Origin of the sequence: Salinimicrobium sediminilitoris (assembly GCF_020866905.1) — a bacterium.
Taxonomy (GTDB): domain Bacteria; phylum Bacteroidota; class Bacteroidia; order Flavobacteriales; family Flavobacteriaceae; genus Salinimicrobium; species Salinimicrobium sediminilitoris.
This window is the reverse complement of the sequence record NZ_JAIVCC010000002.1, coordinates 495,131-518,677: the sequence shown is the minus strand read 5'-3', so window position 1 is coordinate 518,677 and position 23,547 is coordinate 495,131. Positions and strand designations below refer to the sequence as shown.

The 23,547-nt window shown below is 42.2% G+C and carries 18 protein-coding genes and 1 other RNA gene; 10 read left to right on the top strand and 9 right to left on the bottom strand.

The features are described from left to right. From LA313_RS04075 to LA313_RS04065, 3 genes are read left to right on the top strand one after another with little or no spacing between them, the layout of a single operon-like run. The gene (locus LA313_RS04075) at positions 1–486 is read left to right on the top strand and encodes a SixA phosphatase family protein (protein WP_228913394.1); all 486 of its coding nucleotides are present in this window, start codon (positions 1–3) and stop codon (positions 484–486) included. Beyond that, positions 487–2,595 carry a polyphosphate kinase 1 gene (gene ppk1 / locus LA313_RS04070; RefSeq protein WP_228913393.1) on the top strand — a complete coding sequence of 703 codons (2,109 nt, stop codon included), beginning with the start codon at positions 487–489 and terminating at the stop codon, positions 2,593–2,595. Continuing rightward, positions 2,592–3,500 (top strand): Ppx/GppA phosphatase family protein, encoded by a 909-nt coding sequence (locus LA313_RS04065; protein ID WP_228913392.1) that lies wholly within the window; start codon positions 2,592–2,594, stop codon positions 3,498–3,500. Before ppk1 ends, LA313_RS04065 begins: the two co-directional genes overlap by 4 nt. On the opposite strand, the gene miaE is transcribed toward LA313_RS04065, so the two are convergent. Beyond that, positions 3,487–4,068, bottom strand: coding sequence for a tRNA-(ms[2]io[6]A)-hydroxylase (miaE, locus tag LA313_RS04060; RefSeq protein ID WP_228913391.1), 582 nt, complete (start codon positions 4,066–4,068; stop codon positions 3,487–3,489). The two genes, LA313_RS04065 and miaE, sit on opposite strands and share 14 nt — an antisense overlap. Continuing rightward, entirely contained in the window at positions 4,068–5,960 is a 1,893-nt protein-coding gene (locus LA313_RS04055; protein WP_228913390.1) for a DNA polymerase III subunit gamma/tau, read from the bottom strand. Before LA313_RS04055 ends, miaE begins: the two co-directional genes overlap by 1 nt. Positions 5,961–6,110: 150 nt before the next feature. Between LA313_RS04055 and rnpB the strand changes: the two genes are divergently transcribed. The 4 genes from rnpB to LA313_RS04035 all read left to right on the top strand — a co-directional run bounded on the left by rnpB (position 6,111) and on the right by LA313_RS04035 (position 12,189). Next, positions 6,111–6,452, top strand: an RNA gene (rnpB, locus tag LA313_RS04050) — RNase P RNA component class A. Between the two features lie 485 nt (positions 6,453–6,937). After that, on the top strand, positions 6,938–9,646 hold the full coding sequence (locus LA313_RS04045; protein WP_228913389.1) for a cation-transporting P-type ATPase: 2,709 nt from the start codon (positions 6,938–6,940) through the stop codon (positions 9,644–9,646). A 51-nt stretch (positions 9,647–9,697) separates the two neighbouring features. Further along, positions 9,698–10,519 carry a universal stress protein gene (locus LA313_RS04040; RefSeq protein ID WP_228913388.1) on the top strand — a complete coding sequence of 274 codons (822 nt, stop codon included), beginning with the start codon at positions 9,698–9,700 and terminating at the stop codon, positions 10,517–10,519. After that, complete coding sequence (locus LA313_RS04035; protein ID WP_228913386.1) at positions 10,516–12,189, top strand: cation:proton antiporter; 1,674 nt, start codon at positions 10,516–10,518, stop codon at positions 12,187–12,189. Before LA313_RS04040 ends, LA313_RS04035 begins: the two co-directional genes overlap by 4 nt. Positions 12,190–12,290: 101 nt before the next feature. Here LA313_RS04035 and LA313_RS04030 read toward each other — a convergent pair whose 3' ends face one another. The 4 genes from LA313_RS04030 to LA313_RS04015 are packed head-to-tail and all read right to left on the bottom strand — an operon-like array spanning position 12,291 to position 14,698. Further along, positions 12,291–12,695, bottom strand: coding sequence for a hypothetical protein (locus tag LA313_RS04030; protein ID WP_228913385.1), 405 nt, complete (start codon positions 12,693–12,695; stop codon positions 12,291–12,293). Positions 12,696–12,703: 8 nt separating this feature from the next. Continuing rightward, positions 12,704–13,237, bottom strand: a complete 534-nt coding sequence (locus LA313_RS04025; protein WP_228913384.1) for an RsmD family RNA methyltransferase — start codon at positions 13,235–13,237, stop codon at positions 12,704–12,706. Continuing rightward, entirely contained in the window at positions 13,234–14,064 is an 831-nt protein-coding gene (locus LA313_RS04020) for a DUF3822 family protein (protein ID WP_228913383.1), read from the bottom strand. Before LA313_RS04020 ends, LA313_RS04025 begins: the two co-directional genes overlap by 4 nt. Next, positions 14,048–14,698, bottom strand: a complete 651-nt coding sequence (locus LA313_RS04015; RefSeq protein ID WP_228913382.1) for a hypothetical protein — start codon at positions 14,696–14,698, stop codon at positions 14,048–14,050. The genes LA313_RS04020 and LA313_RS04015 overlap by 17 nt, the downstream gene beginning before the upstream one ends. A 116-nt stretch (positions 14,699–14,814) precedes the next feature. Between LA313_RS04015 and LA313_RS04010 the strand changes: the two genes are divergently transcribed. From LA313_RS04010 to LA313_RS04000, 3 genes are all read left to right on the top strand, one after another. Next, positions 14,815–16,254 carry an ATP-dependent DNA helicase gene (locus LA313_RS04010; RefSeq protein WP_228913381.1) on the top strand — a complete coding sequence of 480 codons (1,440 nt, stop codon included), beginning with the start codon at positions 14,815–14,817 and terminating at the stop codon, positions 16,252–16,254. A gap of 86 nt (positions 16,255–16,340) precedes the next feature. Then, the gene (gene kdsB, locus LA313_RS04005; RefSeq protein WP_228913380.1) at positions 16,341–17,096 is read left to right on the top strand and encodes a 3-deoxy-manno-octulosonate cytidylyltransferase; all 756 of its coding nucleotides are present in this window, start codon (positions 16,341–16,343) and stop codon (positions 17,094–17,096) included. A 103-nt stretch (positions 17,097–17,199) separates the two neighbouring features. Continuing rightward, positions 17,200–18,045 carry a DUF2911 domain-containing protein gene (locus tag LA313_RS04000; RefSeq protein WP_228913379.1) on the top strand — a complete coding sequence of 282 codons (846 nt, stop codon included), beginning with the start codon at positions 17,200–17,202 and terminating at the stop codon, positions 18,043–18,045. 148 nt (positions 18,046–18,193) lie between these two features. Here LA313_RS04000 and LA313_RS03995 read toward each other — a convergent pair whose 3' ends face one another. The 3 genes from LA313_RS03995 to LA313_RS03985 all read right to left on the bottom strand — a co-directional run bounded on the left by LA313_RS03995 (position 18,194) and on the right by LA313_RS03985 (position 23,498). Continuing rightward, positions 18,194–19,168 carry a Gfo/Idh/MocA family protein gene (locus tag LA313_RS03995; protein ID WP_228913377.1) on the bottom strand — a complete coding sequence of 325 codons (975 nt, stop codon included), beginning with the start codon at positions 19,166–19,168 and terminating at the stop codon, positions 18,194–18,196. Then, positions 19,158–20,861: a sodium:solute symporter gene (locus tag LA313_RS03990; RefSeq protein WP_228913376.1), complete on the bottom strand. Its 1,704-nt coding sequence runs from the start codon at positions 20,859–20,861 to the stop codon at positions 19,158–19,160. The genes LA313_RS03995 and LA313_RS03990 overlap by 11 nt, the downstream gene beginning before the upstream one ends. Before the next feature lie 108 nt (positions 20,862–20,969). Further along, a complete protein-coding gene (locus tag LA313_RS03985; protein WP_228913374.1) occupies positions 20,970–23,498 on the bottom strand; it encodes a PIG-L family deacetylase in 2,529 nt (842 codons plus the stop codon). Between the last annotated feature and the right edge of the window lie 49 nt (positions 23,499–23,547).

Below are 23,547 nucleotides of genomic sequence, written 5' to 3'. Positions count from 1 at the left end.
ATGAAGAAATTGATACTTGTAAGGCACGGCAAATCCTCCTGGAAGGAAGATCTGCCCGATGATGAACGTCCTTTGAAGAAACGAGCATTTAAAGACGCCGGCCTTGTACTAAATGCCTTTTCCGGATTTTGTGAAAAGCCGCTGAAGATCTGGAGCAGTTATGCCACCCGTGCACTTGATACTGCGAAGATCTTTAAAGAAAGGCTGGAGGTGGAAGATAACGATTTTACTGTAAAAGATGAGCTTTACACTTTTGACAGCTGGAGCCTGCTTGATATAATTCGCTCCTATGAAGACGAAGTTGACACTCTTATGGTTTTTGGTCACAACCCGGCTATTACCGGAGTAGCAAATCAATTGGGAGATCAACATTTTTCAAACATCCCTACCACCGGATTGTGCATGATCCAGTTCGAAACCGAAAACTGGAAGAAAATCCAGGATGGAAAGACATTAATGTATTTATTCCCAAAGAACTTAAGATAGATGCAGGAAAACCAGTACATCAACAGGGAATTAAGCTGGCTGCAATTCAATGCCCGGGTTTTACAGGAGGCTGCAGACAAAACTGTTCCCTTGATAGAGAGGCTGAGATTTCTTGGAATCTTTTCAAATAACCTTGACGAATTTTTTAAAGTAAGATATGCTACTATTAAACGTATCGACCTTGCCGGAAAAGGCGGGAAAAGCGTTTTAGGAGGGATCAAGGCAAATCAACTGCTGGAGGAAATAACCCAGATCGTAATTGAACAGCAGAGTGAAAGTTTAAAGATCCTTGATTCTATTCAGAATAAACTTAAGGAGCATAATATTTTTATTATAAATGAGAAGCAGGTTTCGAAAGCACAACAACCTTTTCTTAAAAATTTCTTTCTCCAGAAGGTTAGCCCCGCCCTTGTTACCATAGTATTGAATGACCTGGATGAGCTGCCGCGCCTAAAAGACAGTGCGGCTTACCTGGCAGTGAAAATGGTAATGAAAAATACGGTCTCTAAAAGGACAAATTCTCATGTCGTTTCCCGACACATCAAAGAAAAAAAATATGTGCTTATAGAAATACCACGAAGTATTGAAAGATTTGTGGTGCTGCCAAAGGAAGGTGAAAAGCAACATGTAATCCTGCTGGATGATCTTATTCGCTACCACTTGCATTCCATTTTTAATATTTTCGAATACGAGAGTGTGACAGCTCATATGATCAAGATTACCCGGGATGCTGAATTGGATATTGACAGTGATTTAAGTAAATCTTTTATTGAAAAAATTTCGGCCAGTGTTAAAGACCGTATTGAGGGGGAACCGGTGAGATTTGTATATGATATGAATATTGCTCAGGATACCCTGCAATACTTAATGAGTAAAATGGGTATTGATGCTACCGATAGTATTATTCCGGGGGGGCGATATCACAACAGGCGGGATTATATGAATTTCCCCAGTTTGGGAGGAGAGGAATTACAATACAAACAGTACGAGCCTCTGCCGTTATCCGGTCTTATTTTACAAGCCAGCCTGTTTAAGGAAATCGCAAAGAAGGATTATTTATTACATACCCCTTATCAAACTTTTTCCTACACTGTAAAATTTTTACGGGAAGCAGCACTTGATCCTGCCGTGAAGTCAATAAAGATCACCATTTATAGACTGGCAAAGATCTCTCATATCGCCAGCTCTCTTATTAACGCGGTCAAGAACGGAAAAAAAGTAACAGTTCAAATCGAGCTCCGCGCCCGGTTTGATGAAGTTGCCAATATCAATTACGCCGAACAAATGCAGCGGGAAGGGGTGAACCTTATTTTTGGAGTAAAAGGTCTTAAGGTGCATTCCAAGGCTTGCGTGATCGAAAGACTGGAGAATGATAAGATGAGACGATATGGCTTTATAAGTACAGGTAACCTGAATGAATCAACTGCCCGTGTTTATTCAGATCTCACTCTTTTTACCAGCAATCAAAGTATCCTGAAAGAAGTTAATAAAGTCTTTGATTTTTTTGAAGTAAATTATAAGGTGAGCAGATATAAACATCTACTGGTCTCTCCCCATTACACCCGAAGCACTTTAGTAAAACTGATACAAACAGAAATAGACAATGCTAAAGAAGGAAAATCTTCGGGAATTCGTCTTAAATTGAATAGCCTGTCAGATTATTCACTCATCGATAAGTTGTACGAAGCCAGCAGGGCAGGAGTGAAAATGAAATTGATAATTCGCGGAATCTGTTGTCTCGTGCCGGGAGTGGAAGGAATGAGTGAAAACATCGAGGTAATAAGTATCCTGGACAAGTACCTTGAACATCCCAGGATCTACATATTTGAAAATGGAGGTGACTCTAAAATATATATTTCCTCGGCCGACTGGATGACGCGGAATATGGACTATAGGGTAGAAGTAAGTTGTCCTATTTATGATAAGGAGATCCAGAAGGAATTGATGGAAACTTTTGAAATTTGCTGGAGCGATAACGTAAAAGCAAGGGTTATTTCTGTAAAACAGGATAATGCCTACCGCCGGAATAATAAACCGCCCCTTAGATCTCAATTCGCTCTGTATGATTATTTTTATAAGAAATTGGAACTAGAAAAAGAAAAAGTTTGATCAAACAAAGAAAGTTTGCCGCCATAGATATTGGTTCTAATGCTGTGAGATTGTTGATTATGACCATCACAGAGCAGGAGGGGAGAGAACCGCTGTTTAAGAAAACCTCCCTGGTAAGGGTGCCTATTAGATTGGGAGCAGATGTTTTTCTTACCAAACGTATTTCCGACGAGAATATTAAACGCATGGTAGATACCATGCAGGCTTTTAAATTACTCATGAGGTCCCATAAGATCGAGAGGTTTAAAGCTTGTGCGACTTCGGCAATGCGGGAATCCCTCAATGGGGAGGAAGTGGTGCAGCTTATCGAGGAGGAAACAGGAGTCGAAATAAGCATTATTGACGGGACCGATGAAGCCGCTATCATTGCCGCGACCGATCTTCATGCCCTTATCCAATCAGATAAAACCTATTTATATGTAGATGTGGGTGGTGGTAGTACAGAATTTACTCTTTATTCAAAAGGTAAGACCGTTGCTTCCAGGTCCTTCAAATTAGGAACGGTAAGATTGTTGGAGAATATTGTCCCCCAGGAGATGTGGGATGAAGTAGAAGCGTGGATAAGGGAAGTGACCCGCAAGTTTTCGAAGATTGACCTCATAGGCTCTGGAGGAAATATCAATAACATCTTTAAAAGCAGCGGCAAGGCTAATGGGAAACCTCTTAGCTTTTTCTACTTAAGCTCTTATTACCAGTTATTGCAATCCTTTACCTACGAAGAGCGGATCACGGAGCTTAACCTAAATCAGGATAGGGCAGATGTTATTGTGCCGGCGGCTAAAATATACCTCTCTGCAATGAAGTGGACTCGGGCACGAAGAATATATGTTCCGAAAATTGGACTTTCAGATGGAATTATAAAATCCTTGTATCAGGAAAGCCTCGAAGAAGCTACCCGTGCATAGTTTCCTTTTTTCCAAGGTCTCTCATGATTTCGGCTTCAAATTCCAGTAGATTTTGCCATTTTTGGTCCACCTCCTTGCGATCCCCATATTTACGGGCAAAATTGAGGAACATGGTATAATGATTAGCTTCACTCACCATTAAACTTCTGTAGAATTCAGCCAGTTCCCTGTCCTCAAGGTTTTCTGAAAGCAACCTGAAACGTTCACAGCTGCGGGCTTCAATTAATGCCGCGTAAAGCAGGCGGTGCGTTAGGTTTGTTAGCCTGCTTCCACCTTTAGGAAAGAAGGTTAACAGCTTTAATACATATTCGTCTTTACGGTCCCTGCCAAGGGTTAGTCCCCGTTCCAGGATACGGTCGTGAACCATTTTAAAATGGGCCATTTCCTCCCTTGCAAGCGCCGTCATCTCGGTAACAAGTTCAGAATATTCAGGGTGGGTGACGATAAGGGAAATAGCGGTCGAGGCAGCCTTTTGCTCACAATAAGCATGATCTGTGAGGATCTCCTCAATATTCTTTTCAACGATATTGACCCATCTAGGGTCTGTGGGTAATTTTAAGCCTAACATTATACATCCAGATCAAAGGTGGAACGTAACTTCTCAATAAGGGGATTTTTCTCCCTTAGTTTTTCAAATTTTTCAATGGCGGTGAAAGCAAATTTCTTCTCCGCTTTTTCATTTACAGTTACCTTCAGCTGTATGTGAGTATTTTGCAGTTTTTCCTTGAGAAAGCCCATCAAATGGTACTGCACTCTTTCCAACTCCAGTTTCATGGTTTCATTTGGGAGTTCTACACAAATATTCTTACCCATTAGTGCGGGAGTGTCTGTCTGCATTATCGAAGCCAGGATCTTTTCGCCTTTTTCATTCTGCTCTTCAGTAAATTCCTGCCAGGCGGCCTGCATCTGTTCTTCGGAAAATTTTCCGTTCTTCACCACTTCTTCTTCAGTCCTGGCTTCACGCTTTTGGGCTTCCAGTTCTTTTTTCTTCTGAATGCTCTTCAGGGAAAGACCCGAAACTTTTTTAGGGGCCATCTCATTTTTCACCTCCGTTTTTTCTTCGGAAGGTTGTTCAACAGGAGGAGTCTTTACAATAGTTTCAGCTTGAGAAGCCGAAGCCTTATTAGAAATTTCTTCAGAAGTATTAATTCTTTCCGAAGGTTCCTGTACAGAAGATTCTGATGCTTCAGATTCCGAAGTTACAGGAGCACAGTCGGTCGTTGCACCGGGTACAGATTTTGGCAGCTGAGAATCTGCCGGGGCGGCCGAATCTCCTTTTGCGTATTCATTGTTGACTATTACTTCCTTCTCTTTGGAAGAAAGTTTAAGTGCCGGTGCAGGGATTGGAGCCCCGGTAAAATGATTCGGCGGAATTATATAGCTGCTATCCTTTTTTTTTTCGTCGCTAAAAGTGACAGAAGCGAGTTGCATCAAGCAGAGTTCCACCAACAGGCGTTGATTTCGGCTGCTTTTGTACTGCAAATCACAGTCGTTAGCGAGTTCGATCCCCTTTAGAAGAAATGCTGAAGAAGCCTGTTGTGACTGTTGGTAATACAGTGCCTTTGTGTTATCTCCCACCTCGAGAAGGTTGATGGTCTTGGGATCCTTGCATACGAGTAAATCTCTAAAATGTGAAGCCAGTCCCGCAATAAAATGATGACCGTCAAAACCGTGGCTCAGGATCTCGTTGAATAATAAAAGTAACTGCGGAATGTCATTTTTCAGGATAAGATTGGTAGCCGAAAGATAGGTGTCGTAATCCAGAACGTTCAGGTTTTCGGTTACTGCCTGCCGCGTAAGATTTTTTCCGCTAAAGCTAACTACCCTGTCATAGATAGAAAGGGCATCACGCATAGCACCATCGGCTTTTTGAGCAATGATGTGCAGCGCATCTTCATCGGCTTCTACACCTTCCTGTTGGGCTATATAACCAAGATATTCCTTTGCGTCCTTTACCGTGATCCTTTTGAAGTCAAAAATCTGGCAACGGGAAAGAATGGTGGGAATGATCTTGTGTTTCTCTGTAGTAGCCAGAATAAAAATGGCATGTTTTGGCGGCTCTTCAAGGGTTTTTAAAAATGCATTAAACGCTGCCTGGGATAACATGTGTACCTCATCAATGATGTACACTTTATACTTCCCAACTTGTGGCGGGATACGCACCTGGTCTATTAGATTCCTTATGTCATCAACTGAGTTGTTTGAAGCCGCATCGAGTTCAAAGATGTTGAAAGCAAAATCCTCATTAGGATCCTGGTTGCCATCCTGGTTGATCTTTTTTGCAAGAATCCGGGCGCAGGTGGTCTTTCCAACCCCACGAGGACCGGTAAAAAGCAGTGCCTGTGCCAGGTGATTATGTTCAATGGCATTGAGTAGCGTATTGGTGATAGCCTGCTGGCCCACAACGTCTTTAAAGGTTTGGGGGCGGTATTTCCTGGCCGATACTACAAAGTGTTCCATTGAAATGTTTTAGATTGACAAATATAAAAAATACAAAACCGAAGCCGGGAATAATCCCCGTGTTTTTATCCACAAAAACCTGTTGACACTATTGCAATAAGCCGGATTTTTACACCACTCAAAAATGGCATTTAAACTGTATATTTGCCGCAAGCAGACCGCCTTATCGCTGCCCCGTCCCGATAGCTATCGGGAAAAGCGGGGCGGAGGAAAGTCCGGACACCATAGGGCAGCATAGTGGGTAACACCCACCGGCACTGAAGCAAATCGGTGTCAGGACCAGTGCAACAGAAAGGATGTACAGGTAATGCTGTAGTGAAATCAGGTAAACTCTATGCGGTGCAATGCCATGTATACCGGCTGTTAAGGATTGCCCGTCCGTTGCCGGAGGGTAGGCAGCTAAAGGCTTTTGGTAACAAAAGTTTCAGATAAATGATAAGGACTTCAATTTAGGTTGAGGAACAGAATCCGGCTTACAGGTCTGCTTTTTTTTTCACTATTCTTTCCGAAGCTTCTTTTTTCAGCTAGTGTAGATCATTAATGGATACATCCTCTATGGCATTCATCCTCCTCTTGCGGTCATAGCAAGGAATTTTAAAATTTGGATTACTCTTTCCGCATTAATTTAAAATCCCTGATTCAGTCTAAAAAATAGCTGATAACATTCCCTTTAGACGCTTTAGGTTTTCCTGCCAGACCTTGATCATAAATTGCCAATAATTCTTTAAAATGGAAGAAAACAATCCGACAAATATGTATCTTAACTACCACAATTTTAATTAGATACATTTATTATTTGTAGTCTTTTCTCTGCTCCATAGGAGAATCTGGCTAACCGGGAAATAGAAAAATTGAAGAACTGAGATCAACTTATTACCAACCTTATAAATTGATTTCTCAATTCTAAAAAGTTGGAAATTAAAGCCTGGCTTTTTTTCGTATGTAGCATCTTTCTATTGTATGTAAATAGTTTTGCTATGGAAAAGCGGAAAGTCGAGTGGCATACATTAAGGTACGATCAAGTAGCCGAAGAGCTGGGGACTAACATAGAGAAAGGTCTCTCCGGTGAAGAGGTGAATGAGCGACTGAACCGTTACGGGGAAAATCGAATTAGCCTTAAAAAACGGCAAAGCAGTCTGGTGCGTTTTCTCCTTCAGTTCCATCAACCCCTAATTTACATTCTTCTGGCTGCCGCCGTGGTTACTTTGTTGCTGGGAGAATACCTCGATGCCTCTGTTATCTTTGCTGTTGTCCTGATAAATTCTCTCATAGGGTATATCCAGGAAACTAAGGCTCTTAAAGCTATTGATGCCCTTTCGAAAAGTATGAGTACCAATGCCACAGTGATCCGCAATGGGAAACAGGTCATGGTGAACAGCATTAATCTTGTTACGGGAGATGTCGTAACGGTACAACCCGGAGATAAGATCCCCGCCGACCTGCGGTTTGTGTCAGTCAAAGACCTTCAGGTGGATGAGTCGGCCCTTACAGGGGAATCGGTTGCTTCCGAAAAAGGTACAGAACTGGTAAATTCTGAAGCCATTATTGGGGATCGAAAAAATCTCGGTTTTGCAACCACTATGGTCACTTACGGAACCGGTAGAGGAATTGTAGTAAGTACGGGAGACCATACAGAGGTGGGGAAGATCAATCAATCCATAGCCACAGCAGAGGAACTTGACACACCACTTACCTTAAAGATCAAAAACTTTAGTCATGTTCTGTTATGGGTGATTTTGAGCCTTTCATTTCTCATTTTGGTCGTTGCCTATTTAAGAGGAGAAAGTCTGGCTGATGCTTTTATGGTAGCTGTAGCGCTGGTTGTGGGTGCAATACCCGAGGGGCTTCCCGCTGCTGTAACGATCATGCTAGCCATTGGGGTGGCAAAAATGGCAAAAAAACGGGCGATCATTCGCAAACTGGTGGCTGTGGAAACCCTGGGGAGTACCAATGTCATCTGTTCAGATAAAACCGGCACCCTTACCGAGAACCAAATGACCGTACAAAAGATAATGGCCGGGGGAGAACTATTTGAGGTAACGGGGATAGGATATAAGCCTGAGGGTAAGATCCTCTTTGAAGGAGAAGAAGTGGAGCTGAATAACAAGCCGGCCCTTCAGCTTCTTTTACGAGGGGGAGTCTTGTGTAATGAAAGCCGCATAAAAGAAGAGGAGGGAAGATGGATTTCCGAAGGTGATCCCACGGAAGCAGCCTTAATTAGTGCCGCAGAAAAAGCCGGTATTAAAGATCATTATATAGACCATTACTATCCCCGGCTGGATGAAATCCCCTTTCAGTCAGAATATCAGTATATGGCTACCCTCCATAAACATGAAAAGAATGTAGTATTTATGAAGGGTTCCCTTGAGGCTGTGCTGAGGTCATGTGATCATATGATGGACAACTCCGGAAAACCTATTCCTGTTGATAAAGATTTCATCCAGAAGAATGCAGAGGCCATGGCTGCGGAAGGCCTGCGGGTCCTGGGCTTTGCTGTTAAAGAATTCGATCCAACCAAGGTAAGCGTAAGCCACCAGGATGTAACCAGTGGTATGCAATTTACCGGCCTGCAGGGAATGATCGATCCTCCAAGGAAGGAAGCAATAAAAGCCGTTGAACTTTGCCAGCAGGCGGGTATTCGCGTGAAAATGATCACCGGCGACCATGCCCTTACTGCCGCTACCATTGCCACTCAACTTGGGATCCAGGGAAAAAGTGAAAACGGAAAACTTAAATCCCTGACCGGACTGGAGCTGCAAAAATTCTCTGATGAGGAACTACCGGCGCTTGCAGAAGAGGTATCGGTATTTGCACGGGTGAGCCCAGATCAAAAACTCAGGCTGGTAAAGGCTTTGCAGGCCAGGGACAAGGTGGTGGCAATGACCGGCGACGGGGTTAATGATGGTCCGGCTTTAAAACAGGCCAATATTGGAATAGCAATGGGTATCACAGGTACTGAGGTGGCCAAAGATGCATCAGATATGGTCCATACAGACGATAATTTTGCCTCGATCGAGGCGGCTGTGGAGGAAGGACGTGGCGTACTGGACAACCTGACAAAATTTATTGTCTGGACCCTGCCCACCAACCTGGGGGAGGCACTGGTTATCCTCGCCAGTATTGTCTTTGCTACCCAGCTGCCCCTCGCCCCGGTTCAAATATTGTGGATCAATATGACCACTGCAGTCCTGCTGGGGCTTATGCTCACCTTCGAACCCAAAGAACCAGGCATTATGGATCGTCCTCCCACACCTGCCAATAAACCGATACTTACCTTTCCTTTGATCATGCGAACGCTGCTTGTGGGAACCCTTATCATGCTTGCTTCCTTTATTCTATTCCGGTTTGAAATTTCCCGGGGAGCCAGTCTGCCGGAGGCACAAACAGTCGCCACTACTGTTTTTATTGTCCTGGAAGGATTTTACCTTTTCAATTGCCGTTCCCTGAGAAGATCTATAAGGGAGATTGGTTGGTTTTCAAATATGTGGGTGTACTATGGAGTCCTGGCAATGTTTGTTCTTCAGCTTCTTTTCATCCACGCCCCCTTCATGAACAAATTGTTTCATTCAGCTCCTATAGGTTTGGATTCCTGGTTATGGATCTTTGCAGCCGGTTTGGCGCTTTTTATCATTGTTTATATAGAAAAGACGATTCGAAGAAAGTTCACCGGTAATGAAGAGTTCTAACCTGAATGAGTCTGGAATTAAATTCGGCATTCTAAAAAAAAAGTAAAGGAAATGGAAACAAGAAACCGGATAATAGTATTGGTTGAGTTTTCTGAATATTCAGAGAACCTGGTGAATTTTGCCTTCCGTATTTCTGAAATAATCAATGCAAAAGTTGTTTTGGTCCACAAGATAACAGGAATCACACCGGCAATGGCAGATGAGGGAATCAGGGATGAAATTATAAAATCTGAATCTGAAGAGGCTCATTCCAACCTGGTAAAAATGGCAAAAGGAAGAGTCTACAGTGATGATTCCTTTTTTGTGAGCCAAAAGACAATCATGGCTATACTCCGGGATCTGAAAAGTGATCTTTACTTTGACTGGGTTTTTACCGGTCTAAAGGAGGATGCCGGTAAGCTGAAGCGTCTATTCATGAGTAGCACCACTATTTCCATTATTGACGAATCCGATTTGCTTACGGTGGCTGTACCGGCAGGCATTCCGGTTCCGGTACCCACTAAACTTTTGGTGGGGGTTCATCCAAAATATCCGCTCAATAAACAACAATTTGAAAGACTGTTATCAGCATTGAAAGAGCAGATCAGGGAATTAGAATTCTTTACAATTCTTAAACAGGGTGAAGATGAAGCTAAGATCAACCAATACCTTTCAGAAGTTCAGGAGGAATATAGAGTCTATGATCCGGTTATTAGGATGTACGAGGGAGATGATGCGTTTAGTTTGCTAAAAAACAGGGTGGAGCAAACCGAAAATTCATTTCTGGTACTTCAGCAAGGTTCCCGCTCCCTTAGTGAACAGCTGTTCCGAAAATTTATGATCAATGAACTGGTGTACCATGCACAAACACCACTAATAGTTATATCCAGATGAATTGGCCTTCAGCCATCCTGGAAAATCCGTTCTATGAGGTTGCTATAATCCTTGCTCTTGCCGCGCTTCTGGGAATCCTTGGGCAGATAATGAGACAGCCCTTAATCGTAATGTTCATTGCGCTGGGTGTCCTGGTGGGGCCGTCTGTGCTAGACATAGTTGCCTCGCATGACAAGATAGATTTACTGGCAGAAATAGGCATAGCCCTGCTGCTCTTCATTGTGGGTCTTAAACTGGATCTCAGGATTATAAAATCTGTAGGGAAAGTAGCCCTACTTACAGGTTTGGGGCAGGTGATATTTACTTCGCTTATTGGATACCTTATAGGTCTGGCTCTCGGATTTTCTTCCCTTCATAGCTTTTATATTGCCGTAGTCCTTACTTTTTCCAGCACAATTATTATTGTAAAGCTTTTATCTGATAAAAAAGAAATCGATTCTCTTCATGGCCAGATAGCCGTTGGATTTCTTATTGTTCAGGACATTGTTGTTATTCTTTTGATGATCATTTTGTCTGCCATGCAACAAAGGGGCGAGACTTCGTTTCTCCAGGATCTTCTTGGTACACTGGCTGTCGGCTTTGGTTTCCTGTTGTTTACTGTTATTGCTATGAAGTGGATCATCCCTGCGTTAAGTTCTTTCATTGGAAAGTCGCAGGAAATGCTCACACTTTTTGCCATTGCATGGGCAGTAAGCTTAACAGCTGCCGGAGAGTTATTGGGTTTTAGTGGAGAAGTAGGTGCTTTTTTGGCAGGTATTAGCCTGGCTTCATCAGATTTTAAGGATATGATCAGTATTCGGCTGGTGAGCCTAAGGGATTTCTTGCTGTTGTTTTTCTTTGTAAATCTGGGAGCAAATCTTGATCTATCCATAATAGGCAGCCAGGTCTCATCTGCTCTTATATTTTCGGTATTTGTACTTGTTGGAAATCCAATCATTGTGCTTTTCATCATGGGAATCCTTGGCTACCGGAAAAGAACTTCTTTTCTAGCCGGACTTACTGTGGCCCAGATCAGTGAATTTTCGTTGATCTTTGCCGGCCTGGGATTCACTGTAGGACATATCACCGGGGAAATCGTAGGTTTGATTACTCTTGTGGGCCTCATCACTATTGGGCTTTCCTCCTATTTGATCTTATATTCCCATCAGATATATGAAGTGTTGTCACCGGCTCTTAACCTCTTTCAGAGAGACAGGGGTTACCTGGAAGGGGAGGAAACGGAAGATAAGTTAAAGAACTATGACATTGTGATCATGGGATTGGGGAGGTTTGGCCGCAGACTGGCAGAGATGCTTGATGAACATTCAGAAATAATTTATTTAGGGGTGGATTTTGATCCTTCTGTGATCAGTGAATGGAAGGCGAGAGCTAAAGATATTATTTATGGAGACATGGAAGATCCCGACCTGCTTGAGCGGATCCCTTTTAAAGAAAATGGGATCATTGTGAGTACAGTGCCAAATTATGAACTGTCTCAGCACTTGATCGAAATGCTGAAGCGACGGAAGTATAAAGAAAAAGTTTTTGTGACTGCAGGGACCCCGAATGATTATGAGAAATTACGGGCAGTAGGTTTTAAAGATTGGAGTATTTTACAACCTCATCAAATGGCTGCTTCAGATTTTTATCATTCCTTTTTAAAGAATAAAGTAGATCATAAAAGACATTAGCCTCGCTGGAAATAAAGCAGCTTCCTGATGAAGTAAGGATGAATATTTATTTTCAGAATACTATGCACTCTGCAGATTCTGAGAAAACATGCCAAAAAGCTTCAGTTTCTGTTCTTCTCTTTTTTAAGCTTCTCCTCCAGCACTTTCCCCGTCCAGTCCAGGGCATCATCAAGATCGGTAAAGATCTCAAAAGGGAGTTTACAGAAATTCTTTTCAAAAGAAGCCATTTTAAGGGAGGAAGTTTTTTTACTAACCACACCTATACCGGCCAGATTTTTTACCTCGTCCAGATTCATGTAAACTGTTGGATTGACATTGTAGTCATTCACCCTATAGGACAGGTACACAAAAGATTCGCGGCCGAAAAAATCGCTACAGACTTCTATAAGTTTCGCGACCTCTTTTGCCTCCAGTATCTGTCCTTCCCGTGGTTTTGATAATACAAAATCCCTGTGGAATTCAAGGACAGTGAATTCCAGTTCCAGTATTTTGCGGGGTAATGCCATTCTCTAAGTTAAGAAAAAAAACTAAAAACTGAATTACCGTATTTCCTCACCTCCCTAAAATGATCTATATGAGAGAGATCAATTTTTTTACTATGCTCTATGATGAGGGAGCCTCCTTCTTCAAGAAGATTTCTGGAAAATGTGAGCTCTACAATTTGTTGAAGGGACTCGGTTTCAAAATCATATGGTGGGTCTGCAAAAATGATCTTTGCAGTTTCTCCTGTAGCCTTAAGAAATTTGAACACATCACTTTTAACTGTTCTTACAGGCAGGTCAAGTTCCCCGACCATTTTATTGATGAACTTTACGCATTCAAAATGCGCATCAACAGCAATAATCTCTGTCGCACCACGGGAGCCAAATTCATAAGTAATATTTCCCGTTCCGCTAAAAAGATCAATGACCTTTAATGCTGAAAAATGATACTGGTTATTTAAAATATTGAAGAGAGCTTCCTTGGCAAAATCTGTAGTAGGCCTTACCGGAAGCTTCTTTGGAGCGATGATTTTTTTCCCTTTATGTATTCCTGAAACGATTCTCATTCGAGTACTTTAAAAAGTGTATAATGCATATAACCTTTTGGAGGCTCTTCCTTACTGTTGAAAAGATAACCAAAAGAAGTTTGCAGGAATTTTATTTCCTTCACGTAATTATAGGCGATATCGTAATAATCTGAATGTTCTTTGATCCTTCCCAGTAAGATTAATTCAAAACTTGTGGGGTCAAGATCCAGCTGTTCTGCGCAAAAGAGCAAATAATAGATAAAATCTTCCCGGGTTGAGCAATTAAAGGTATTTGCAAGTAATAATTGCCCTTTTTGATACACCAGTAGGTCGTAACCACCGGGGAAACAATTGAGGTAAACTCTTGTGCCTTCTGTCTGAAAGCAATTTTGGATCTGGAATTCTTCAGCAAGAACACTTACACAATGCCGGTATTCAAATTCACCATATCTGTCAAAAAAGAAATTATTGATATTGGTGTAGGGAATATAAATATTGACAATTTCTGCGGAAGATATTTCATCGTTGGCCACATAATCTGTTTCCAGGATCTTTGTGTTGTACTTGAGATATTCTGAAGCATTTTCCTCTTCAAAGAACTTCTGTGGGACCAGACTGTACAGTTCGTTAGAAAAAAGAACAACTACTTCGGGATTTTCTTTTATTAAAAAGGATTCCTGTTCGTATTGTTTTTCTATTTGTTGAAGTACCTGTGCAGGATTCAGCCGTCTGGAAAAGAGCATGTCTTTAAAGAAGACGATCCTTTTCTCATCTTTGGAAAGGGCACAAAAAGAAAGTCCATTCAGGCTCACCTGAATGGACAACTTTATATTTGTGCTTTTTGTTTCCTTACTCTGCGTCACCATACTTTAAAGGCCAGTTCCCGCTGGTATTTACTTCTTCCATGGAACCAACGCTAATAAATGGACCGTTCACGTTATCTACAGATACTACTTCCTGTTCCTGGTTTATCAAGTCGCTATCCTGATCATACAGAATAACTTTCTTAGCTATTTTAGCTTCAAAAACCGGAATCTTGGTTCCACTCTTGTCTATAGTGCCTGCATCAAGCTGGAATTGTGCATCTACTCCTTTAATTGGAATGTTCATCATGTTTTTGTAACGATCTGATCCTTTAAAAAGAGAATCTTTTACAGACTTATATCCAAGTGTATCGACCACTACTATTTCGATCCTGCGATCAACTCCATAGGTTTTTCTATACTCTTCGTCCATTACTGTAGTGTCCCTTCTTTGAGTAAGGGTAAATTGTGCGGTGTCAATAAAACGAATAAGATTATCCCAATCTCCTTCAAATTCCCCGGTCACCGTACGGTGAGCCAGCTCTGCATCTCTTATATCCTTTAAGTTTTCAATAACTTTGGCATATCTTGCCTCTTTGACTTCATTAAATTTAATAGGCTCATAAATTGAATTAAAAACCAGGTATCCAAGGAAAATAATCACAATCCAAAGAACTAACTGAATGACAAGTTTCATGCGGGTGCAGTTTATGATTTAATTAAGTATTGAGGCAAATCTACAATTTTTTTTTATTCACAAAAGATTCTTCCGAAAAAAACCTTGTTATCTTTGGGCTTCGACGGAAAATGACCATGGAAAAAATTAACGCTGCTGTATTTTACGACCTTTTACTGAAAGACCTGAAATTTGAAGCTAAATTAAAACAGGATATTGCACTGCAGCAGCTGGCCTCTTTTGTGGTAGATGGAACTAAGGATTCCCTGTTTCTCCTCAAAGGTTTTGCCGGTACTGGAAAGACCACAATTATTAGTTCTTTGGTGAAAAACCTGTGGCAGGTAAAAAAGAGTGGTATTCTTCTCGCGCCTACAGGCAGGGCGGCCAAGGTGATTGCAAATTACTCCGGAAGGGAAGCCTTTACCATACACAAGAAGATATATTTTCCGAAAAAGAAGTCGGGCGCCGGAGTTAGTTTCGTGCTGCAGCCTAACAAGCACCGCAACAGCATTTTTATTGTGGATGAGGCATCCATGATCCCCGATGTTAATAATGATGCCAAAATGTTTGAAAATGGATCTTTGCTCGATGATCTTCTCCAATACGTTTACTCGGGGCATAACTGCAGATTGATCTTGATTGGAGATACGGCACAATTGCCGCCGGTCAAACTGGAGGTGAGCCCGGCACTTGAGGAACAAAAACTTCAGAATACTTATCTAAAAGAGGTGACGCATATTGAGCTGGACGAGGTGGTGCGCCAAAGTGAAGAAAGTGATATTCTGCACAATGCAACTTTAATACGGGAGGCGCTCAGGGAAGAGTTTTATGAGAGCTTCAGATTTGAACTTAGTGATAAGAAAGATGTGATAAGGTTGACGGATGGTTACGATATAATGGAAGCCATTGAAGATTCTTATCGCAACCTGGGGCATGAAGACACCACGATAATTGTCCGGTCCAATAAAAGGGCAAATCTGTATAATCAGCAAATAAGGAACAGGATTCTTTTCCAGGAGGAAGAAATTTCTGCAGGGGATTATTTAATGGTTGTGAAGAATAATTACTTCTGGGTTAAACCTAACAGTGAAGCCGGTTTTATCGCCAATGGTGATATTATCAAGGTGTTAGAGATCTTTGCCATCAAAGAATTATATGGCTTTAGGTTTGCCGAAGTTAAGGCCCAAATGGTTGATTATCCAAATATGCAACCCATAGAAACGGTGGTGCTACTGGATACTTTGGAAAGTAATAATCCATCCCTAACCTACGACGAGTCTAACCGGCTTTACCAGGAAGTCATGAAAGATTACGAGGAAGAACGGTCAAAATATAAAAAGTTTCTAAAGGTGAAGAACAACAAGTACTTCAACGCCTTACAAATTAAATTTTCTTACGCCATGACCTGTCATAAATCCCAGGGAGGCCAGTGGAACACAGTATTCGTGGAGCAACCTTATCTTCCAAACGGGATCGATAAGGATTATTTGCGTTGGCTGTACACCGCCCTGACCCGCGCTCAGAAAAAATTATATCTTATTGGCTTTAAGGATGATTTTTTTGCCCCGGCAGACTAGTCAAAAATGCCATTTTTGGGCACTCTTTACGGCCTGCTTTTACAGTAAAACATAATTCTTCGGAAGAAATAAAGAATCAACAAGTTATGTCTACACAACAACCTCTCAAAATAATTGCAATGATCCCGGCGAGGTATGCCGCCACACGTTTTCCCGGGAAACTGATGCAGGACCTGCACGGCAAAACCGTCATTTTGCGAACCTACGAAGCCGCACTAAATACTAACCTTTTTGACGAGGTCTATGTGGTGACCGATAGCGATGTGATCTTTGAAGAGATCATCAAAAATGGGGGGAAAGCCATTATGAGCAAGAAGGAACATGAATGTGGGAGTGACCGTATTGCCGAAGCAGTAGAAGATATGGATGTGGATATAGTTGTTAATGTGCAGGGGGATGAGCCTATGATCGATACCGCCAGCCTGGGGCTACTTCTAGATGTTTTCCGTGGTAAAGATGCCGATCTTATTGACCTTGCCTCTTTAAAAGTGCCGCTAGTTGATAAGAAGGACATTGAAAATCCCAATAATGTCAAAGTGATCACTAACAAAGAGGATTTTGCGCTTTACTTTTCCCGTTCGCCCATTCCGTATCCCCGTGAGGAGAATTCTGGCGTAACCTGGTTTAAACATATTGGGATCTATGCCTTCAGAAAGCAGGCTTTACTGGATTTTTACCGTCTTCCAATGCTCAAACTTGAAGCTACGGAAAAAATTGAATGCATACGATACCTGGAATACGGGAAAAACATAAAAATGGTCGAAACAAAAGTGAAAGGGGTAGGGATAGATACTCCTGAAGATCTTGAGGAAGCGAGGAAACTCATAGCTGCCGAAAAATAGGGGTTGAAAATTATCATTTTTGGCTGCCTTGAACCGGTGAATTTTTCGTGCAGGCTGCATGGTGAAAATCTATATCTTTGGGGAAAACCAACCTGATATTATCATGAAAAAAATTCTTTTTGTTCTTTTTGCAGGGCTAATAAGCAACTTTGCTTCTGCCCAGATCGAAGTCCCACAACCCAGTCCCACTGCTAAAATTGAGCAGGAGGTAGGCCTCACTAATGTTGATATTAAATATTCCCGTCCTGGGATGAGAGGCAGAACCATCTTTGGGAATCTTGTGCCTTACGGAGAAAAATGGCGTACCGGAGCCAACAGTAATACCATCATTTCTTTTGATACCAACGTTACGATTGAGGGGAAAGAGCTAAAAGAAGGAACCTATGCTGTGTATACCATTCCGGGGGAAAATGAATGGGAGGTGATCTTCTACAAAGACAGCAATAACTGGGGGCTTCCACAGGAGTGGGATGAGAATAAAGTTGCGCTTAAAGCCACTGCCAAAGTACAGGAAATGCCAATGGCTATGGAGACTTTTACCATTCTCATAGATGAACTAAAAAACGATTCCGCTGCCCTTAATTTCATCTGGGAAAATACTGTGGCTACTTTGGACTTTAATGTTCCAACAGACGAGCGTGCTATGGCCAGTATCCAGCGAGTAATGAATGGGCCTTCGGCAGGAGATTATTTTTCTGCAGCTACTTATTATCACGACGAGAAAAAAGATCTAGACAAAGCTTATGAGTGGATTAAGAAAGCAGTTGAAATAGGTGGGGAAGATGCCTATTGGGTAGTGCGCAGAAAGGCCTTAATTGAAGCTGATCTTGGAAAAAAAGAAGAAGCTATTTCCACAGCTAAAAAATCTCTTGCCGCAGCAGAAAAAGCAGGAAATAAAGATTACATAAAATTGAATAAAGACTCTCTAAAAGAGTGGGGAGCACAATAATATAAGTTTAAAAAAGGCTGTCTAAAAACCTGGTAAACGTCATTCTGAATTTATTTCAGAATCTTATTGTGTTTGTTTTCAGAACTAAATAGAACCTGAAACAAGTTCAGGTTGACGTAAAATCTTACTTTTAGACGGCCTTCTCTTTTTAATATTCCAGCCCAATTTGCTTCCTTATCTCATCCAGTGCCCTAATTAGTTCAAGACTTTTTTCAGGGGTCATGACGTTGCTCTCGATCCTTCCTTTCCTCAACATTTCCTGAACGTGTTTTGCCTCATATTCATAGCCATACGAAGCAACATCAAAGGTCTTGCTTATAGTTCCTTCGGTTGTAGAAATTGAGACAGTAGAAGGTTCGTGCCACCTTGAGCTTATCCTTATGCTTGCTTTTTCTAATTCAAATTCGGCAGTGGTGGGAGTTTTTTCTGTGATACTGCTTTTTAGTTCAGCCTTTGCTCCATTGGAGTATGAAAAATAAATGTCACAATTTTCATCCACCTCTGTTGTTCCCAGTTTTGCATTGGCTTCAATATTTTCAGGCACTCCCAGGGTATGAAGAGCAAGAAAAACAGGATAGATGCCAATATCCAGTAAACTACCGCCTCCAAGGCTCTTCCTAAAAAGCCTTCCGTTCTGGTCAAAAGGTGCATCAAAACCAAAGTCGGCGGTAAGCTTCCTGATGCTTCCGTATTTTCCGCTTTGCAGCTCTTCCATTAAATATTGGATGTGAGGCAAAAATGGTGTCCACATAGCTTCCATGAGAAAAACCTGCTTTTCTCTGGCTTTCGAGATCATTTCTTCCACCTGCTCCTGGTTTATAGCAAAGGGTTTTTCACAAAGGACCGGCTTGCCATACTCCAGGCAGAGCAGGGTGTGTTCGTAATGAAAGACGTGTGGGGTAGCCACATATACCACATCAATTTCCTCATCCTGTAGCATTTCCTCATAAGATCCATAAGCTTTCTTTGCTCCGGCTTCTTTAGCAAAGGCTGTTGCCTTTTCGGTAGATCTGCTTGCCACTGCAAATAGCTCTGTGTCTTTGACTTCTTTAAGGCTGGTCGCGAACTTTTTTGCTATTTTTCCGGGGCCAATAATTCCCCATTTAATCTTTTCAGTCTTCATTTTTTACTATTTCTGTAGTATGCGGTTGGGAAGTCTGTATGATCACGGCCAATGTTATGACCAGGAGGCAACCTACAAGGTTTAACCACAGGTATGGCATTACCTCTTGAAAATACAGCACAAAAATGATTGCCTGTGTTATTAAAGCCGCAATAAAGGTGGCATTACTTTTCACGTAGGTTATAAAGAAAGCGAGCAAAAATATTCCCAGCACGTTTCCATAGAAGAGGGAGCCTATGATATTCACTAACTGAATAAGATTATCAAAAAGATCTGCAATACTGGCAACGGCAATGGCGATAAGTCCCCAGCCAAGGGTAAACCATTTTGACATACGTACGTAATGCTCCTGGGTTTTTTCACCTACATTCCTTTTGTAGAGGTCTATCATGGTGGTCGAAGCCAGGGCATTTAATTCTGAAGCTGTTGAAGACATGGCTGCCGATAGAATAACTGCCAGTAACAATCCAATAAGTCCCCGCGGGAGATTGTTCAGGATAAAATGTATGAACACATAATCCTTGTCATTGGTTTCTATTTCAGGATTTGCCCTGTTGATCAATTCTGTTGCTTCCTGCCGTACCTGTAATTCGGCTGCATTAAGCTGTACGAGGTCATTTTTAAAGGAATCACGATCTCCTTCTGAAAATTTTCCGGCGTTGGCGTAATCAAGGGATTTCTGCTGTTTTTGATCCTGAATTTGCTCCAGTTCTGTCTGAAGGTTAATGTACTGTGAAGAATGTTCAGAGTTAATAACCGCATTTGTGGCTGCCGGATTAAAATTTAGTGGTGAATAATTGAACTGGTAAAAAACAAAAACCATGACTCCCACTAATAAAATGAAGAACTGCATGGGGACTTTCAGTAGTCCGTTAAAGATCAATCCCAGCTGACTTTGCTTAACAGATTTTCCCGAAAGATACCGCTGCACCTGGCTCTGGTCTGTTCCAAAGTAGGAGAGGGCAAGGAAAGTTCCACCTATGATCCCGCTCCAAAAAGTATAGCGGTTGTCAAGATCTAATGAGAAATCGAGAATATCCAGTTTTCCGCTGGCACCGGCTATTTCAAGTGCTTCGGGGAAACTGATCTCTTCCGGAAGATATTGGATGATGAGGATTAGGGCTATTATCATTCCGGAGAATATCACCGCCATTTGCTGTTTTTGAGTGACATTGACAGCTTTAGTTCCGCCGGAAACCGTATAGATGGTCACCAGGATCCCAATAATAATGTTGAGGGTCGTAAGGTTCCAGCCAAGCACCGCCGAAAGAATGATAGCCGGGGCAAAAATGGTAATTCCCGCCGCCAGTCCACGTTGAACAAGAAAGAGAAAAGCAGTTAAGGTCCTTGTCTTTAGATCGAACCGGGTTTCAAGATATTCGTATGCCGTGTAGACCTCCAGCCTGTAGTAAATTGGAATAAAGACCATGCAAATAATGATCATCGCAATGGGTAAGCCGAAGTAGAATTGCACAAAGCCCATCCCGTCATGGAAGGCCTGTCCCGGGGTGGAAAGAAAAGTAATGGCGCTGGCTTGTGTGGCCATGACCGAAAGTCCTACCGTCCACCACCTGGCTTCATTTCCTCCCCGTATATAATCCTGAACATTCTTGCTGCCGCGCGTTTTATAGACACCGTAGATTACGATGAAAGCTAGAGTACCGGCTAAAATGATCCAGTCGATTTGCTGCATATCAGGAGAATATTGTCATGAGTACGTAAAACAGGAAAATATAGATGGCATTAGCAATAAGAACTGCGGTATACGATCTTTTCCACTGATATTTCTTCGGACCTTCCATTAGTTCGAATTGTGATTATCCTTTGAAGGAGCAGGTTTGTTCTTCCCCAAAGAGATCATATTGGCAAAAAGCCTGAAGGCCCCGGGTACACCGGCGGGAAATTCCCTGAAAAAGCTGAGTCCGGTGTAAATAAAGTTGCCCTTTCCATAAGGCGCCACAAGCAAACTGCCCTTTTTTGAAGTTTCACCTTTGTCATTCATCGCCAAAATGGGAGTAAATTCTTTTCCCCATCGATCTGGGAAGTAAAGACCGCGCTCCTGCACCCATCTCTCGAAATCTTTTGAAGTGATTTTATTGGGAGTATTCAGGATAGGATGATTTGGCGCCAGAAAACTAACTTCAGCATTTTCATCGGTCACCCTGTCCCTCGAAAGTTGCAGTTTATAGGGAGCGAGTTCCTCGGTTACGAGTCCGCGGCTGGTGTTGTACTGCAGGATCAAATTTCCGCCTTGTTCTACAAACTCAAAAAGTGCGGCCTGTCTATGCCGAAGTTCTTCCACAGTGTTGTATGCGCGTATTCCTACAACCACAGCATCATATTTAGCTAATGAGGAAGCAGAAATATATGCGGGATCCACCATATCTACCGAATAACCTATTTGTTCCAGCGCCTGCGGAACAACGTCACCGGCCCCCGGAATATACCCTATCAAATTTCCTCTTTTTTGGATATCCAGTTTTACAAGTTGCGTTTTATTTGGAAGCACCAGTGTTTGCAGTGGAATGTGCGGATAATCCATTTGAAGTACAGTTTTTGAATATTCTGTTTCGTTCACTACAGCTACAGGATTAAATGTCACCTTATCCTGAACAGCCGGTGGATGCACTTCAAAAGTGAAAGTCAGTTCCTCACCTTTTCGAAGGGTGTTAAAAATGTGATTTTCGGGAGATATTTTCCAGCCGCTGATTTTCCCGGGTTCAAGTATTCCCGAAATATTATTTTTCATGGCCTTCACAGTTACCGGGATCTTTCCCGGGGCACCGTTTGCAAAGACCATAACTTCGGTTCCTACTGTGACCGAAACTGCCGGCACCACCTCGAAGGGCCTGTAGGTTTCCCCGGCAACGGGATCATTGAACTTATAGGTAATATCTCTTTCAAAAGGAATATGCTCATCGTTGATCCTCACCATAAATTCCACCTTTAATTCCTGCGGAGTTTCTGGTAAACCTGTTAGATCCTTGTTTTCGACTTTATACATCCCGAGGCTGCCTTCTTCATTAAGCCAATAAGGACTTGTAAAATTGATATTTTCAGGAATTGTAAAATTCACTTCTTCAGCCGAAGGTGTGTTATTGGTAAGGGAAAGATTCGCAGGGATTTCTCTTCCTGTCGGCGATAGTTTTATTGAGACGAGTTCTGCGGGAATATCACTTCGGTTAATGGCTTCCAGGTTTAGTTTTATTTCTTCTCCCGGAGTAGCCAGGGAAGAACCGGCCACAGCTTCCAGGTACAGACCCAGAGAAGCCGCAATTATAGTTTTTATTTGCTCCGACTTGATTTCTCTCCAGTGCTGGTCTTCCAGGTTTTGGATTAGCCGGTAAGCTTTTACTAAGTCAGGTACACTGGCCGCGGGGTTCTCAAAATCAAAGTTCTTTTCCACTCCGGCGAGGATTTCTCCAATCTCTTTTCCGCCTGGTACGCGGGTCCAGGTAGTGTTGATGCCGTGAAATATATCTTTGTTGTTCTTTGGATGTTCTCCTTTTAGGAGTTCAATATATTCCGCAGCACTTCCGCGAGTCCCCGTGCTTCCAAAGCCCTGGGACTGATGCTGACTTCGGCTAAGGGAAGCGATCTCTGTATTAGACATTCCTTTCAGCGGAAAATAAACTCCGGTGTCAAAAGTGAGGAAATGGGATTTATCGGCTGCATCAAATGCTTCCTGGGAATCATAGAACCAGGGAGAGGTGTTGAAAAAGAGCTTTTTTGGCTGCCATGTTCTCAGCTTCTCTGCCTGCATTGGATAAGCTGATTTTTTCCCGGCAAGATCAAATGCGCGGCTGCTTAAAATGGCCGATGAGGTATGATGTCCATGAGTTTCCCCGGCCGAATTAGCATCAAAGCGGTTGATGATTATGTCGGGTTTAAAAGATCTTATGGTGCGAACTACATCTTTGAGGACCTCTTCTTCATTCCAGATGTTGAGGGTTTCTTCCGGTGTTTTGCTGTATCCAAAGTCATTTGCGCGGGTAAAGAATTGTTCCCCGCCATCTATTTTTCTTGCGGCTAAAAGTTCCTGGGTGCGAATTACTCCAAGCAGCTCCCTGAGTTGTGGGCCGATTAAATTCTGTCCGCCATCCCCACGAGTTAAAGAAAGGTATGCGGTGCGGGCGTCGAGTTCATTGCTAAAGTAGGAGATGAGCTTCGTATTCTCATCATCGGGATGGGCCGCTACATATAGAACAGAACCAAGAAAATTGAGTTTTTCAATTTCAGAATAGATTTCCGAAGAACTTAATTTTTCAGGTTTTTGAGCCTGAACAAGAGCAGTAATGAAAAAAAGGAAAAGACAAAAAAGCTTTCGCATAGGATTTTCTATTGATATGCTTTCAAATATAACAAGAATCCTCACCAAA

What these genes read in the sequence shown, in the direction of transcription:
- miaE (WP_228913391.1), bottom strand. Translation starts at nt 4,068, where the DNA reads ATGTTAGGCTTAAAATTACCCACAGACCCTAGATGGGTCAATATCGTT.
- LA313_RS03995 (WP_228913377.1), bottom strand. Translation starts at nt 19,168, where the DNA reads ATGAAGACTGAAAAGATTAAATGGGGAATTATTGGCCCCGGAAAAATA.
- LA313_RS03990 (WP_228913376.1), bottom strand. Translation starts at nt 20,861, where the DNA reads ATGCAGCAAATCGACTGGATCATTTTAGCCGGTACTCTAGCTTTCATC.
- LA313_RS04035 (WP_228913386.1), top strand. Translation starts at nt 10,516, where the DNA reads ATGAATTGGCCTTCAGCCATCCTGGAAAATCCGTTCTATGAGGTTGCT.
- LA313_RS04040 (WP_228913388.1), top strand. Translation starts at nt 9,698, where the DNA reads ATGGAAACAAGAAACCGGATAATAGTATTGGTTGAGTTTTCTGAATAT.
- LA313_RS04010 (WP_228913381.1), top strand. Translation starts at nt 14,815, where the DNA reads ATGGAAAAAATTAACGCTGCTGTATTTTACGACCTTTTACTGAAAGAC.
- LA313_RS04075 (WP_228913394.1), top strand. Translation starts at nt 1, where the DNA reads ATGAAGAAATTGATACTTGTAAGGCACGGCAAATCCTCCTGGAAGGAA.
- LA313_RS03985 (WP_228913374.1), bottom strand. Translation starts at nt 23,498, where the DNA reads ATGCGAAAGCTTTTTTGTCTTTTCCTTTTTTTCATTACTGCTCTTGTT.
- LA313_RS04015 (WP_228913382.1), bottom strand. Translation starts at nt 14,698, where the DNA reads ATGAAACTTGTCATTCAGTTAGTTCTTTGGATTGTGATTATTTTCCTT.
- kdsB (WP_228913380.1), top strand. Translation starts at nt 16,341, where the DNA reads ATGTCTACACAACAACCTCTCAAAATAATTGCAATGATCCCGGCGAGG.
- LA313_RS04045 (WP_228913389.1), top strand. Translation starts at nt 6,938, where the DNA reads ATGGAAAAGCGGAAAGTCGAGTGGCATACATTAAGGTACGATCAAGTA.
- LA313_RS04000 (WP_228913379.1), top strand. Translation starts at nt 17,200, where the DNA reads ATGAAAAAAATTCTTTTTGTTCTTTTTGCAGGGCTAATAAGCAACTTT.
- LA313_RS04030 (WP_228913385.1), bottom strand. Translation starts at nt 12,695, where the DNA reads ATGGCATTACCCCGCAAAATACTGGAACTGGAATTCACTGTCCTTGAA.
- ppk1 (WP_228913393.1), top strand. Translation starts at nt 487, where the DNA reads ATGCAGGAAAACCAGTACATCAACAGGGAATTAAGCTGGCTGCAATTC.
- LA313_RS04020 (WP_228913383.1), bottom strand. Translation starts at nt 14,064, where the DNA reads ATGGTGACGCAGAGTAAGGAAACAAAAAGCACAAATATAAAGTTGTCC.
- LA313_RS04055 (WP_228913390.1), bottom strand. Translation starts at nt 5,960, where the DNA reads ATGGAACACTTTGTAGTATCGGCCAGGAAATACCGCCCCCAAACCTTT.
- LA313_RS04025 (WP_228913384.1), bottom strand. Translation starts at nt 13,237, where the DNA reads ATGAGAATCGTTTCAGGAATACATAAAGGGAAAAAAATCATCGCTCCA.